General features: G+C 61.9%; 15 protein-coding genes and 1 riboswitch. Of the genes, 10 read left to right on the top strand and 5 right to left on the bottom strand.

Going from position 1 to position 13576, the window contains the following annotated elements:
* The first annotated feature begins 11 nt into the window (after positions 1 to 11).
* The 4 genes from ACZ5FP_RS03570 (at position 12) to ACZ5FP_RS03555 (ending at position 3005) form a co-directional block, all read left to right on the top strand.
* Positions 12 to 1175, top strand: coding sequence for a dihydrodipicolinate synthase family protein (locus ACZ5FP_RS03570; RefSeq protein WP_464663161.1), 1164 nt, complete (start codon positions 12 to 14; stop codon positions 1173 to 1175).
* Between the two features lie 86 nt (positions 1176 to 1261).
* The gene (locus ACZ5FP_RS03565) at positions 1262 to 1633 is read left to right on the top strand and encodes a glutathione S-transferase N-terminal domain-containing protein (protein WP_464662182.1); all 372 of its coding nucleotides are present in this window, start codon (positions 1262 to 1264) and stop codon (positions 1631 to 1633) included.
* Positions 1634 to 1639: 6 nt separating this feature from the next.
* On the top strand, positions 1640 to 1879 hold the full coding sequence (locus ACZ5FP_RS03560) for a glutathione S-transferase C-terminal domain-containing protein (protein ID WP_464662180.1): 240 nt from the start codon (positions 1640 to 1642) through the stop codon (positions 1877 to 1879).
* A 93-nt stretch (positions 1880 to 1972) separates the two neighbouring features.
* A riboswitch (SAM riboswitch) is annotated at positions 1973 to 2050 on the top strand.
* A gap of 31 nt (positions 2051 to 2081) precedes the next feature.
* On the top strand, positions 2082 to 3005 hold the full coding sequence (locus ACZ5FP_RS03555; protein ID WP_464662178.1) for a homoserine O-succinyltransferase: 924 nt from the start codon (positions 2082 to 2084) through the stop codon (positions 3003 to 3005).
* Positions 3006 to 3064: 59 nt separating this feature from the next.
* Here ACZ5FP_RS03555 and glpD read toward each other — a convergent pair whose 3' ends face one another.
* Both glpD and ACZ5FP_RS03545 read right to left on the bottom strand, forming a co-directional pair.
* Entirely contained in the window at positions 3065 to 4594 is a 1530-nt protein-coding gene (glpD, locus tag ACZ5FP_RS03550) for a glycerol-3-phosphate dehydrogenase (RefSeq protein ID WP_464662177.1), read from the bottom strand.
* 122 nt (positions 4595 to 4716) lie between these two features.
* Positions 4717 to 5481, bottom strand: a complete 765-nt coding sequence (locus ACZ5FP_RS03545; RefSeq protein WP_223614114.1) for a DeoR/GlpR family DNA-binding transcription regulator — start codon at positions 5479 to 5481, stop codon at positions 4717 to 4719.
* Positions 5482 to 5746: 265 nt separating this feature from the next.
* Between ACZ5FP_RS03545 and ACZ5FP_RS03540 the strand changes: the two genes are divergently transcribed.
* Positions 5747 to 6178, top strand: a complete 432-nt coding sequence (locus ACZ5FP_RS03540; RefSeq protein ID WP_464662175.1) for a DoxX family protein — start codon at positions 5747 to 5749, stop codon at positions 6176 to 6178.
* Positions 6179 to 6234: 56 nt separating this feature from the next.
* On the opposite strand, the gene ACZ5FP_RS03535 is transcribed toward ACZ5FP_RS03540, so the two are convergent.
* Positions 6235 to 6750: a DUF992 domain-containing protein gene (locus tag ACZ5FP_RS03535; RefSeq protein WP_464663160.1), complete on the bottom strand. Its 516-nt coding sequence runs from the start codon at positions 6748 to 6750 to the stop codon at positions 6235 to 6237.
* 213 nt (positions 6751 to 6963) lie between these two features.
* Between ACZ5FP_RS03535 and ACZ5FP_RS03530 the strand changes: the two genes are divergently transcribed.
* Positions 6964 to 7362: a GNAT family N-acetyltransferase gene (locus ACZ5FP_RS03530; RefSeq protein ID WP_223614112.1), complete on the top strand. Its 399-nt coding sequence runs from the start codon at positions 6964 to 6966 to the stop codon at positions 7360 to 7362.
* A 57-nt stretch (positions 7363 to 7419) separates the two neighbouring features.
* On the opposite strand, the gene ACZ5FP_RS03525 is transcribed toward ACZ5FP_RS03530, so the two are convergent.
* Positions 7420 to 8493 (bottom strand): NAD(P)/FAD-dependent oxidoreductase, encoded by a 1074-nt coding sequence (locus tag ACZ5FP_RS03525; RefSeq protein ID WP_464662173.1) that lies wholly within the window; start codon positions 8491 to 8493, stop codon positions 7420 to 7422.
* Positions 8494 to 8618: 125 nt separating this feature from the next.
* Between ACZ5FP_RS03525 and ACZ5FP_RS03520 the strand changes: the two genes are divergently transcribed.
* Positions 8619 to 9428, top strand: coding sequence for an AraC family ligand binding domain-containing protein (locus ACZ5FP_RS03520; protein ID WP_464662171.1), 810 nt, complete (start codon positions 8619 to 8621; stop codon positions 9426 to 9428).
* An 80-nt stretch (positions 9429 to 9508) separates the two neighbouring features.
* Complete coding sequence (locus ACZ5FP_RS03515) at positions 9509 to 10399, top strand: DMT family transporter (protein ID WP_464662169.1); 891 nt, start codon at positions 9509 to 9511, stop codon at positions 10397 to 10399.
* Positions 10400 to 10429: 30 nt separating this feature from the next.
* Here the strand turns inward: ACZ5FP_RS03515 and ACZ5FP_RS03510 are convergent, their stop codons facing one another.
* Positions 10430 to 11455 (bottom strand): LacI family DNA-binding transcriptional regulator, encoded by a 1026-nt coding sequence (locus tag ACZ5FP_RS03510; RefSeq protein ID WP_223614108.1) that lies wholly within the window; start codon positions 11453 to 11455, stop codon positions 10430 to 10432.
* A gap of 309 nt (positions 11456 to 11764) precedes the next feature.
* Here ACZ5FP_RS03510 and denD point away from each other — a divergent pair, with 309 nt between their 5' ends.
* Together denD and ACZ5FP_RS03500 are read left to right on the top strand one after the other, a co-directional pair.
* On the top strand, positions 11765 to 12748 hold the full coding sequence (denD, locus tag ACZ5FP_RS03505; RefSeq protein ID WP_464662167.1) for a D-erythronate dehydrogenase: 984 nt from the start codon (positions 11765 to 11767) through the stop codon (positions 12746 to 12748).
* Entirely contained in the window at positions 12745 to 13521 is a 777-nt protein-coding gene (locus ACZ5FP_RS03500) for an SDR family oxidoreductase (RefSeq protein WP_464662165.1), read from the top strand. The genes denD and ACZ5FP_RS03500 overlap by 4 nt, the downstream gene beginning before the upstream one ends.
* Positions 13522 to 13576: the final 55 nt, after the last annotated feature.

Here is a 13576-nt window from a genome sequence, read left to right as displayed (position 1 = left end):
GGAGCGATATGATGAGCCTAGTTCTGAACCTGCCCGCCGCCGATGGCGCACTTTCAGCCTACCGCCTTTCCGGCGAGCCGACCGCGCGGCCGGATGCTCCGCCATCCTTCAGCCGTATCGCCTACGCGGCCGCCCATGTGGTGTCAGATCCGCTTCGGGACAGCGCGCCCTGGGGTTCGCCCGCCATCGACTGGGATGCCACCATGGCCTTTCGCCATCATCTCTGGTCACTCGGGTTCAAGATCGCCGAAGCCATGGACACGGCCCAGCGCGGCATGGGGCTGGATTGGGCAGGCGCGCAGGAACTGATCCGCCGCTCGCTCGCCGAGGCGCGCAGCGTGCCGGGCGCCGATCTTGCCTGCGGTGCCGGGACCGACCAGCTGGCGCCGGAAGACACCCGCAGCCTCGCAGATGTGATCGCCGCTTATGAAACGCAGATCGGCTTTGTCGAGGCTGAGGGCGGCCGGGCCGTGATGATGGCCAGCCGGGCGCTCGCCAAAGTGGCAAAATCCCCGGATGACTACCGGGCCGTCTACGGCGAAATCCTGCGCCAGACGCGCAACAAGGTCGTCCTGCACTGGCTCGGTGACATGTTCGATCCGCACCTTGCCGGCTACTGGGGCTCCCATGCCTTTGACGACGCATTGGAAACCGTGCTTGCCATCATCAACGACAACAGGGACAAGGTCGAAGGCATCAAGATTTCGCTGCTCGACAACACCAGGGAAATTGCCCTGCGCAACCGGCTGCCCGAGGGGGTCCTGTGCTTTACCGGCGATGATTTCAACTATGCCGAACTGATCGAAGGCGACGGTGCACGGTACAGCCATGCCCTGCTCGGCATTTTCGATGCGGTCGCGCCGCAGGCCTCGAAGGCACTGGCGCTGCTGGCAAAGGGCGAGACGACGGCCTTCCGCGCCGTGATCGAACCTACCGTGCCGTTGTCCCGCAAAATCTTCGAAGCCCCGACGCAGTATTACAAGGCGGGGGTGGTTTTCCTGGCCTGGCTCAATGGTCACCAGAGCCATTTCACCATGCCCGCCGGCATGCAGTCGGCACGCGGTATCGTTCATTATGCCGATATTTTCCGGCTGGCCGATCAGGCCAATGTTCTCGACAGGCCGGAACTTGCCACAAGCCGCATGAAGAGCCTGCTTCAGCTATACGGTCTCTGATATCCGGCATCTGCTGGAGCCCTCTTGATCCCGCGGGCTTGCCGGGCGATTGTCCGTGCCGACTCGCTCCATCATCCGGGATTCCCATGAAGCTGCTTTACCAGACACACTCGCCCTACGCCCGCAAGATACTGGTCGCCATTCACGAAATCGGTCTGGCGGACAGGGTCGAGGTCATCCACCACGAAACCAGTCCGACCCGGCGCAATGAGGCGGTCTATGCGCTCAACCCGCTGGGAAAGGTTCCGGTGCTGATCGGCGAGGACGGCTTTGCGCTGTTCGATTCGGTTGCCATAGCGGACTATCTCAGTACCCTCCCCGGTGGCTCCGCCCTCATCCCGCCAAGCGGGAATGCACGCTGGGAAACACTGCGTCTGCAGGCGGCGGCGCAGGGCATCGCCGATTCCGGCATCGTGGTGCGCTGGGAAACCGAGCGGCGGCCGGAGCCTCTGCGCTAGCCGACCATGCGCGATGCCCAGTTGCAGAAAATCATCGCGGCCTGCGATTTCGCCGAGAACGAAGCATCCCTCGAGGGCCTGCCGCGCATCGGCGAGATCGCCCTGGCGACAACGCTCGACTGGATCGCGTTTCGCAACGTCTATCCGTTTGCTGAAGGACGCCCGCGCCTTGCCGCGTGGTATGCCGGCTATTGCCGGCGGCCATCGATGCAGGCGACCGCTTTTTCCGGTGAAACGCACGATTGAGACGGCAGTGAAACACTGTCTCGTCTGGCCCATGCGGCGAGCGACAGCCCGCCGCATTTGAATCCGATAGCTATTTGCACAAGCATCCAGTATTGAAGAACCCGTGGTGATTTGGCCGGCCGGCTTGCAGCCACGTTAAAAAACTCGCTAAAGGGCCGCGTGCGGACCGGAAGCGATCTATCGGCTTTTTTTGGTGACCGTGATGCCTATCAAGATTCCTGACAAACTGCCCGCCTTCGATACTTTGGTAAGCGAGGGCGTACGCGTGATGACGGAAGCCGTGGCTATCCGTCAGGATATCCGCCCGCTCCAGATCGGGCTGCTGAACCTGATGCCCAACAAGATCAAGACAGAATTGCAGATCGCGCGCCTGCTTGGCGCTTCGCCGCTGCAGATCGAACTTTCGCTGGTGACCGTCGGCAGCTACAAGCCGAAGAATACGCCAGAAGACCATCTCAGCGCCTTTTATGAGACATGGGAAAAGGCGCAGCACCGCACGTTCGACGGTTTCATCATTACCGGAACCCCTGTCGAGACTATCCCGTTCGAGGATGTCAGCTACTGGCCGGAAATGCGCGATATCCTGGAGTGGACGCAAACCAACGTCCATTCGACGATGAATGTCTGCTGGGGGGCGATGGCGGCACTTCATCATTTCCACGGCGTGCCGAAGCATGCGCTTGGCGAAAAAGCATTCGGTGTCTACAGCCAGAGAATCCTGAAGACAGCGTCGCCCTATCTCAACGGCTTTTCCGACGATTTCGCCATTCCGATATCACGCTGGGCCGAAGTGCGGCCGGCGGACATTCTTGCGCGGCCGGAACTGACGCTGCTGGCACATTCGGAGGAGAAGGGAGCCTGCATTGTCGAAGATCCGCAGTATCGCCGCCTTTATGTGCTCGACCATCTCGAATATGATTCCAGTTCGCTGGCCGATGAGTATTTCCGCGATATTCAGGCCGGGGTACCGATCAACCTGCCGTTCAACTATTTCCCCGATGACGACACATCAAGGCCGCCGCCCAATCGCTGGCGCTCGCATGCGCATTTGCTCCTGTCCAACTGGATAAACGAGATTTATCAAACGACACCCTTTGATATCGGTTCAATCGGAAAATCCCGATAAACGAAGGCCGGGCCAGCACGGCTGCCCGCCCTTCACCGCTGGATAGGGCAGCGTGGAGCCTATTCCGGCGCGGTGTCCGCTCGCCGCAGGACGGTTTTGGCCATGAAGGTTTCGAGGGCCGCGGTTTCTGCGCCGGTGACATGCAGGCCGACCTTGGTGCGCCGCCACAGGACATCCTGGGCGGTCATCGCCCATTCCTGCGCGATGAGATAGCGCACCTCCGCCGCGTAGAGATCCCAGCCGAAATGCTCGCCGAGATCGGCTAGGGATGCCGCCGTGCCCAACAGCCCCCAGGCCCGCGTGCCGTAGAGCCGTACGAGCCGGTAGGCATGGCGCGGTTCGAGGAAGGGGTAATCGGCTTGCAGCCGCTGCAGCTGCGCCGCAAAGCCGTCCGCCGGGAAATCGCCGCCCGGCAGCGTGCCGGCCGCCGTCCATGGCTTGCCCCTGGCCCCGAGCTTCTCCTCGATCTTCTCCAGCATGTGCTCCGCCAGCCGCCGGTAGGTGGTGATCTTGCCGCCGAAAATGTTCATCAGCGGCGCCAGCCCCGCCGGCGCATCGCTTTTCAGCACATAGTCGCGCGTCGCCTCCTGCGCCTTCGAGGCCCCGTCATCATAGAGCGGGCGCACCCCCGAATAGCTCCACACCACATCGGCGCGCTGCACCGGCGCGGCAAAATATTCGCTGGCCGCCGCGCAGAGATAATCGGTCTCCGCAGCGGTGATCGTCACCTCGGCCGGATTGCCGTGATAATCCTGGTCCGTCGTGCCGATCAGCGTGAATTCCTGCTCATAGGGAATGGCGAAGATGATGCGCCCGTCGGTGTTCTGGAAGAAATAGGCGCGCGGATCGTCGAACTTTTTGCGCACCACGATGTGGCTGCCCTGCACCAGGCGCACATTGTGCGCCGCCTTCAGCCCGGCCACGCCGGTCAGGACCTCGTCCACCCAGGGACCGGCCGCATTGACCACGAGCCGCGCCCGCACCGTCTCCACCGCGCCCGACAGGGCGTCCTGCACGTCCAGCGTCCAGCCATCGGCCGCGCGCCGCGCTGCCGTCACCTTGCTGCGGGTGCGGATCACCGCGCCGCGGTCGGCCGCATCGCGCGCATTGAGCGCCACCAGCCGCGCATCATTGACCCAGCAGTCGGAATATTCGAACGCCCGCGTATAGAGCGACTTCAGCGGCCTGGCCGCCGCATCGCGCGTCATGTCGAGCGTGCGCGTCGCGGGCAGCTTCCTGCGCCCGCCAATGTGATCGTAGAGGAACAGGCCCAGCCGCAGCAGCCAGGCCGGGCGCAGCCCCGCATGGTGCGGCAGCACGAAGCGCAGCGGCCAGATGATGTGCGGCGCCGCCGCCCACAGCACCTCGCGCTCCATCAGCGCCTCGCGCACCAGGCGGAACTCGTAATATTCCAGATAGCGCAGCCCGCCATGGATCAGCTTGGTGGAGGCCGACGAGGTGCCGCTGGCCAGGTCGTTCATCTCGGCCAGACACACGCTGTAGCCGCGCCCCACCGCATCGCGGGCAATGCCGCAGCCATTGATGCCGCCGCCAATCACGAAAATGTCGTAGATCCCGTCCTGTGCCACCGCTCATCTCCCTGTTCGCAACCGTCCTGCCCGCCAGCGCCAGCCAATATAGCACCACTGCGAAACAAATACGAAACCAAAAGAAAATATAACGCGCATCAACTCACCCGGCAAGCCGGGATTCAACGGGATGTTTCGACCAGCCGCACATCCGCGTCCGCACAAATCGTGCGGATGATCTCGCTGTCGCAGCGGTCGGTGATGAATGTATTGACCTGTGACAGATGGCCGATGCGTACCGGAGCCGTCCGCTCGAACTTGGTGGAATCGGACACCAGGATCACGTGCCGGGCATTGGCCATGATGGCCTGCGCCACCTTGACCTCGCGGAAATCGAAGTCGAGCAACGCGCCGTCATGGTCGATTGCCGACGTGCCGATGACGGCAAAATCCACCTTGAACTGACGGATGAAGTCCACGGCGGCCTCGCCGACAATACCGCCATCGGAACCGCGTACCACCCCACCGGCAATGACCACCTCAATGTCGGGGTAAACCCGCAAATTGTTGGCGACATTGATATTATTTGTGATCACCATCAGGCCTTTCCGGCCCAGCAATGCCTGACCGACCGCTTCTGTGGTCGTGCCGATATTGACGAAGAGCGAGGCATTGTCGGGAATGAGCGCGGCGGCGGCCTGACCGATCGCCTCCTTTTCGGTTGCAGCGATCAAACGCCGCGCTTCATATTCCAGGTTCTGGATACCCGACGGGAACAGCGCTCCGCCATGGATCCGGTTCAGCAGCCGCTGATCGCACAGATCGTTCAAATCCTTGCGGATGGTCTGTGGCGTCACGCTGAAATGCGCAGCGAGATCATCCACAAGCACCCGGCCATGGAGTTTGGCCATTTCGAGAATTTCAGCGTGCCGGGGCGGCAGGAACATGAGGTATACTTTCGGTTTCGTTTTTCTGAATACTATACGAAAATGAAAATGAGCGCATGTCAATTAGCAATAAAGCGAAGTTGGCAGGCGACTGTGATTTCCAACGGGCCAAACCATGCGGCGGCCATCGTCGCGGTTTGAAGATGTCCGGAGCTGGCGTCAATCCTCCCGAAAATATTCCGGCCACGGTGTCGGAAATGTCTTTTTGCGTTCGTCCTTGCGATAATCTTTGGCACGCCGTGCCAAATCATAGGAGGACATGATTATGGAAAGAACCAGACCGACAACAATTTCAGCCAAGGCGCGCTGGGCAGGATGGATTCTCAGCGGCCTCGTCATCCTGTTTCTGGTGTTTGACTTCAGCATCAAACTGGTGCCGCTCGATATCGTGCTCAAGTCAATGGCCGAGCTGGGGTATCCGGAGAGTGCGACCATGGCGCGTGGACTGGGCGTTCTGCTTCTCATCTGCACGGTGCTTTACGCCGTCCCGCAGACATCGCTGCTCGGCGCCATCTTGCTGACCGGCTATCTCGGCGGTGCCATAGCGACCCAGCTCAGGGTCGGCAATCCCCTCTTCAGCCATTTGCTGTTCGGCGTCTATCTCGGGCTTATGGTCTGGGGCGGGCTTTATCTGCGCGATCCGCGCCTGCGCGCTTGCATTGCGCTCCGCCCCGCGGACGGGCCAACTGTGCGATAGCGCCGCAATGCCGGCATCCGGCCGCCGACGAACCGCGGCCGGATTTTGCCCCAGTTCTATCGTGTTGCGCGCAGTGTCAGTTGCGTTGCGCCTGCAGCGACATTCAGTCCCTGGGTGGCTTCCGCGCTGAACGGCTGCAGGCCGAAATTCTTCGATGTGCCGCCAACCAGCGCATTCGCACCGAGACCAAGGCCAACCGAGGCACCCGCCGTCACGCCGACATAATTGCCGGCAAGGGCGCCATCGCCCGCCCGGTTTCCGGCGGCAGTATAAACAACCCACTGCAGATAGGATTTCCTGGTCACCCCGATATCGACGCCAAGTTTGCCGATGCGTCCGGCATATCGTTCAACGGAACCATTGGTCCGCATGAACCTGCATTGAACAGCCTTGCTCGACCCGATCAGCATGCCAACGCCGCCATCGACAGCGCAGGACAGCGTGCCGAGACGGGTCTTGGGCCCGTTCGCCGCATGGGCCTGGTGCTTGGTCTTCTGATGAAGGGGAGCGGCACCTGCGCCCGAAGCCAGAGCCATGGAAACAGCGGCAGCCATTACGATCATTGTTTTCATCATCTATCCTTATTCCGTTGCGGCCCGGCGGTTTGAATGCGCCGTCGAAACCAGAAAACAAACGCGTGCGAGCCGGTTTGGTTCCGGGAAGTGGCTATTGCCGCCTGCAACCGGCCTTAGCGCAACCGGCACGGCGGCATGAGGCGCGAAAACCGGCATTGAAATTTCCGTGCAATCTGCAAGGTTTGCGCAACGGAAATGTCCGGGGAGGACATGGATTTGGCTATCACGTTCCGCATCGATCCTTTCCCGTCCAATGACGAGATGAACGCGCTTTGGGAATGGGCCTGGGATGACTTCGTCTGGAAGGATTTCTCCGTCATTCTGGCCCGTAGCCTTGCCCATGTGGGGGCCTATGACGGACAGCGGCTGATCGGCTTTGTCAACGTGGCATGGGATGGCGGTGTTCATGCTTTTCTTCTGGATACCTGTGTGCACCCGAAATTCCGCCGGCAGGGCATAGCCACGCAATTGGTCAAGGAGGCTGAAAACCTCGCGCGCGATCGCGGAGCTTTCTGGCTGCACGTGGATTTTGAAGCCCGGCTGACCGGGTTCTACCGGGGCTGCGGATTCAGGATGACGGGAGCCGGACTGATCAAGCTGCAACCTTGATCCGGCGCACCGGTGTTTTCCCGCACAGGAGGGTCGATGCCCTGGAGCTGCGTGCGCTCACTCGTCAAACCGCGAAAGCCGGAACGGCGACAATCGTTCCTCCGGCCTGTCCGATAAAATTTCCCGGCTCAGCAGCAGGCCGACGGCAGGCGCAAGCGTCACGCCGGAATGCATGACGGCGATGGAAAGGCCATCGAGATGTCCGGCCGGCCCGACAATCGGGAACCCGTCGGCGGGGGTCGGCCGGTAGCCGATGGTGAAAAAATCCAGCGCCAGAGCATCCACATCGTCGAGGTTTGCTTTCAGGCGGGAGAACAGCGCATCCGCGGTTGCCTGCTGATCCTCACCGGGATCGCTGCCGCCAAAATCCGCACCCGCGATGATCCGCCCTTCCGCCGTCTGGCGCATGTGCAGGTCAGGGGTGATCACGATGCCGTTGAGCCGCTTCTCCATCGGCTTTGAATGAACGATCAGACCCGGCGGCGTCTCCATGGGCAGGGTCACCCCCGCAGTCTGCGCCAGGGCAGCGGCCCCCGCGCCCGCCGCGAGCACCACATGGTCGGCCTTCACCTCGCCGAACGACGTAACGACGCCGGCAATGCGCCCGCCCTCCTGGACGAGCCGTGTAACGTTTGCACCAACCAGCAGCCGCGCGCCGCGCGCCTGCGCCCCGGCCAGCATGCGCTGCGCCGCGGCAACGGGCTCAACGGCGCCCTCTTCGGCAATATGCACCGCCGCATCCGGCAGTCGCGCCAGATAAGGCTCGCGCGCGGCCACGGCTTGCCGGTCGATGCGCCTGATTCCATAGCCCCAGTGCCCATGCTGCGCGACGTAGGCCGCAAGTTCATCCGGCGATAAATCCCAGCTGATGCCGCCGCACCAGTTCACCCTGATGCCGGGCAGCTCATCGTGCAGGCGCTGCCAGCCTTCCATGGCATAGCGGCGGAAGCGGAAATAGAACTCGGGATTGCCCCAGCTGGCATTGATCCATGCAAAAGACGCAGGCGTGGCGACCCCGCCGCTTTGTTCGGCAACCACCGTGACAACCGCCCCCTGCCGCGCCAGATGCCAGGCAATCGACGCACCGATAATTCCGGCACCGACCACGATCACATGTTTCTGTTTCGCCATGATTCATTCCTCTTGGAAAGGCCGGGACTCTCTGCGCAGGGGAATGACAGCATCATTTCCGGGCGAACGCCACCGCAAAGGCTGCTAATTTGTGATGGCGCACATCCGGTGATAGAAAGGCTGGCATGATGAAGGGCCAGTTCAGGATAATGCGCTGTACAACCGCGGGGGTGGAAGCCGTCGCGGCGGCAACGCGGCACAGCTTTTCCCGGCACACGCACGAACAGTACGGCATAGGCGTCATTCACCAGGGCGCGCAAAAATCCCTGAGCGGACGGGGAATGGTGGAGGCCGGCCCCGGCGACATGATCACCGTCAATCCCGGCGAAGTGCATGACGGCGCGCCCATAGGCGACGCAGGCCGCTCGTGGAAAATGCTCTATTTCGATCCGTCCCTCATTGGCGCGATGACGGCAGATCTGCAGGAGCATGGCGAAAGACGCGGCGAATTTCCCCGGCCAGTCATCCAGGACACGCGGCTGGCGCACCAGTTCGAGCGGCTCTTCGCCGCCATGACGACCACCGGCTTTCCCTCGGCCATCCGGCAGGAAGAATCGCTGCTGATGCTGCTTGCCGGCGTGTTTGACGAGCCGGGCGATCCGCAACGGCTTCCGGCAATACCCCGAGCCATCGGCCGTGCCCGCGACCTGATCGATGATCAGCCGGCGCGCGCGGTGACATTGGAGGACCTTTCACGGGAAAGCGGTTTGAGCCGCTTTCAGGTGGTCCGTGCCTTCGCCCGCGCCACCGGCATGACACCGCATGCCTATCTGGTGCAGCGGCGCATCGACCTCGCCCGCCGGATGATCGCCGGGGGATCATCTCTGGCGGAAGCTGCCATTGCCAGCGGCTTTGCCGACCAGAGCCACATGACGCGCACCTTCATCCGCAAATACGGCCTGTCGCCCGGCGCCTATGCCGACGCCATGAACTGAAGCCTTTCCTGCAATTTCGTTCAAGACGAACCCCGCCCGATCCGCTGTTGTGCGCCTTCCCGGGATGAAAAGGATTGCGCATGTCCAAGCAGGTTCAAGGTTATGTTTTTCTCGCACTCGCCATGGTGCTCGTCGGCAGCACCATCATTGCCAGCAAGGTGATTGCAGCGGGCTTGCCGCCCTTCACGGCAACAGCCCTGCGCTTTGCCGTCGCCTTCCCGATATTCCTGTTGCTGATGCGATTGACACGAACCAAGTGGCCGCGGCTTGACCGCTCTGCCTGGATCCTTCTCGTCCTGCAGGCGGGCGCCGGCAGCGTCGGTTACACGACCCTGCTGATATCCGGCCTCAAACTGACCTCGGCAACGGATGCCGGCGTCATCATCGGGACGCTGCCGGTGGTTGCCGCAGCCATCGCCATTCTCGTCCTCGGCGAACGGCCGCACCGCTTTACCCTCGTCGCCATTCTGCTGGCGACAGCAGGCGTTGTCAGCATCGCCTTCCGCCCCGGCGAAAGCGGCACACACTCCCTGCCGGGCAATGCGCTGATCTTTGCGGCTGTCATCTGCGAGGGCCTGTTCATCCTGATCAACAAGCGCCTGAGGACGCCCATTCCGCCGCTTGCCCTTTCAACGCTGATGACAGGCCTTGGACTGGCGGTGGCCATCGTGCCCGCGCTGTTCGAAATGCCATGGACGGGCGGCATGAGCATTGGATCGTTCTGGGCTGTCATCTACTACGCCATTGTTCCGACGGTTGGCGGCTTCCTGCTGTGGTATGCCGGTGCCGCGCGGGTCAGTGGCGCCGAAGCCTCGCTCTTTACCGCCGTGGCACCGGTCTCGGCGGTGATATTCGCCGTCATCTTCCTCGGGGAAACCGTCAGCCGGAACCAGATCATCGGCATCGCCTGCGTGCTCCTGGCCGTTGGCGGCCTCGGGCTGCAATCCCTGAAACCGGTCAAATCCGCCTGAGCGTGGCGGCGAGTTCGGACAGGACCGCCGTCATGCGGTTGCTCCTTCTATGATGTCGTAACCGGTGTTGATGATGGTCTTTTCAGCCGGGCGTTCGCGGCTTTCCAGGAGTTTTTCGGCGGCGGTCTTGCCGATCAGGAATCGCTTGGAAAGGATCGTCGACAGCGGCAACGGCAAGGCCTGCCCGATATCGAGGCCGTTGAAGCCGAAAATGCCCAACTGTTCCTTCGGCGTTATCCCCGCATGCATGCAATGGAAGATGCCGCCCATGGCCATGTCGTCATTGGGGAAGACGACCACATCAAGCCCCGGCGCTTTCCGGAGGATCGCCTCAAGCAGGTGGCGGCCAGCCATGGTGGAGCTGCCCCCCTGCACGCGCTCTTCGGCAACCAGCAGCAGACCGGCGTCTTTCAAGGCGGCCCGCAGGCCATCATAGCGGGCGCGGGCGCGATCATCGCTAGCGATGCTGTGACCGGCATAACCGAAACGGCGGTAGCCACGCTGCACCAGATGTTTGCCGGTGTCATAGCCGGCTTGCCAATGCGACATGCCCACGGCGATATCAACCGGATCCCCATCGATGTCCATGAGTTCGGCGACGCGAAAACGCCCATGCTCCAGATGCCGCCGTGCGGTGGCCGTATGATGCAACCCGGCCAGAATCACCGCTGCAGGCTGCCATGCGAGAAAAGACAGAAGAATGCGTTCTTCGATCACCGGATCGTAGTCGGTGACGCCGATGACCGGCTGAAACGCCGTCTCGGTCAGGGCCGTATGGATGCCGCGCAGCACATCGGGAAAGACGATGTTCGACAGAGAGGGCAACAGCACGCTCATCAGCGTGGAACCCGAGGAAGCAAGACTGCCCGCCGCCCGGTTGGGAATATAGCCAAGTTCGGCGATGGCGGCGAGGACCTTCGCCCGTGTCGCATCGGCGATCGGCCCCTTGTTGCGAACCACGCGAGAGGCGGTGATATCGCTCACACCGGCAAGCCGCGCCACGTCAGCCAAAGTCGGCGTGTCGGCATTCCGGTGCGCGTTGCGTTTGCGTGGCATGGCATGATCCCGGTGGGATTGAGCAGAATAATGATAGCGCTACCATAAATCGCTTGATGAATGCTAGTGAGTGTGCATAACTTTGTGTTAGCGCTGTCATAAGACCCGCCGGGGTTGGCAGAATAAGACGTTCTGGGAGGATCGGTTCTTGAGTTCAGCGGCAGGTATTGCAGGGATTGGCCGTGGCCCAATGGGGCCTGGCATGGCCTTTGCGCCACTGTGTCACTGCGAACCTCGCATCTTTCCCCTCGCGCATAGCGTTTGAACAAAACGGGCGACCTGCCCGCATGACAAAGAGGTTGATTGCATATGCACGTACTGGTCATTGGCGCCGCCGGGATGGTGGGCCGCAAATTGCTGGACAGGATCGCGGCTGAAGAGGGTATCCTCGGCGGCGGCATCGACACGCTGACGCTGGTCGATGTGATCGAGCCGGTGGCGCCCCGCACCCTTGCCGGCATTTCCACGACAAAAGCGGCCGACCTTTCCGATGCCGGTGTTGCTGAACGACTGATTGCCAGCCGCCCCGATCTGATCTTTCATCTTGCGGCTATTGTTTCAGGTGAAGCCGAAGCGGATTTCGAAAAGGGTTACAAGGTCAATCTGGACGGCACGCGGTTCCTGTTCGAGGCTATCCGGCAGGAAAGCGCCAAGGCACCTTATCGTCCGCGTGTGGTCTTCGCCTCCTCCATCGCGGTGTTCGGCACGCCCTTTCCCGACAAGATCGGCGACGAATTCTTCACCACGCCGCTCACCAGCTATGGCACACAGAAGGCCATCTCCGAGCTGCTTTTGTCCGACTACAGCCGCCGCGGGTTTTTCGACGGCATCGGCATTCGCCTGCCGACCATCTGCATTCGTCCCGGCAAGCCGAACAAGGCGGCTTCGGGCTTCTTCTCCAATATCCTGCGCGAGCCGCTGGCGGGGCAGGAAGCCATTCTGCCGGTGGACGAGAGTGTCCGGCACTGGTTCGCCAGCCCGCGCTCGGCAGTCGGCTTTTTCGTGCACGCGGCAACGCTCGACCTGGAACAGGTCGGACCGCGCCGCAACCTTTCAATGCCCGGCCTTTCCGCCCTCGTCGGCGAAGAGATTGCAGCCCTGAAGCGCGTGGCGGGTGAAAAGGCGGTCAAGCTGATCCGGCGCGAACCGGACGCGACCATCCAGAAAATCGTGGCAGGCTGGGCGACGGATTTCGACACGCGGCGCGCGGCCGCGCTCGGGTTCAAGGCGGAGACCGTCTTTGACGACATCATCAAGGCGCATATCGAAGACGAACTGGGCGGAACACTATGACCAATTATCAGGATTCAGGCAGAGGCAAGATCGCACTGGTGACCGGCGGCGGCACGGGCGTCGGCAAGGCGATTTCTGTGGCACTGCTCGGTGTCGGCTGGACCGTCGTCATCACCGGGCGGCGCAAGGACGTGCTCGATGAAGCAGCAAGGACACTGGCCGACGAGACCAAGGGAACGGTCAATCCCATTGTCTCCGATGTCAGCGATCCCAAATCCGTCGCCGCACTGTTCGAAGCCGTCAAGGCGGCCTATGGACGGCTGGACCTGCTGATCAACAATGCCGGGATCAATGTGCCGAATGTCGCCATGGAAGAGGTGACGTTCGAGCAGTGGAACGCCATTGTCGGCGCCAATCTGACCGGCGCATTCCTGTGCACGCAACAGGCGCTGAAACTGATGAAGGCACAGACGCCGCGCGGCGGGCGCATCATCAACAATGGCTCGATTTCCGCAACGACGCCGCGACCGAATTCAGCGCCCTATACAGCAACGAAACACGCCATCACGGGTCTGACCAAGTCGACCGCGCTGGATGGGCGGCCCTTCGACATTGCCTGCGGCCAGATCGATATCGGCAATGCCACCACCGAAATGACGTCGAAGATGGCGGGCGGCGTGCTGCAGGCCAATGGCGAGATGGCAAGCGAGCCAACCATACCGGCGCACTATATCGGCGATGCCGTTGTCTACATGGCCGGCTTGCCGCTGGAAGCCAATGTGCTGTCGCTGACTGTCATGGCGACGAAAATGCCGCTGGTCGGCCGGGGATAGTATTTTCGCGCGGTGTTTTGGGAGAAGCACCGTTAGGCACATTTCAGGGAGGAAC

This window comes from Phyllobacterium sp. T2-21, assembly GCF_055378485.1.
This window is presented reverse-complemented; position numbering and strand designations above follow the sequence as displayed.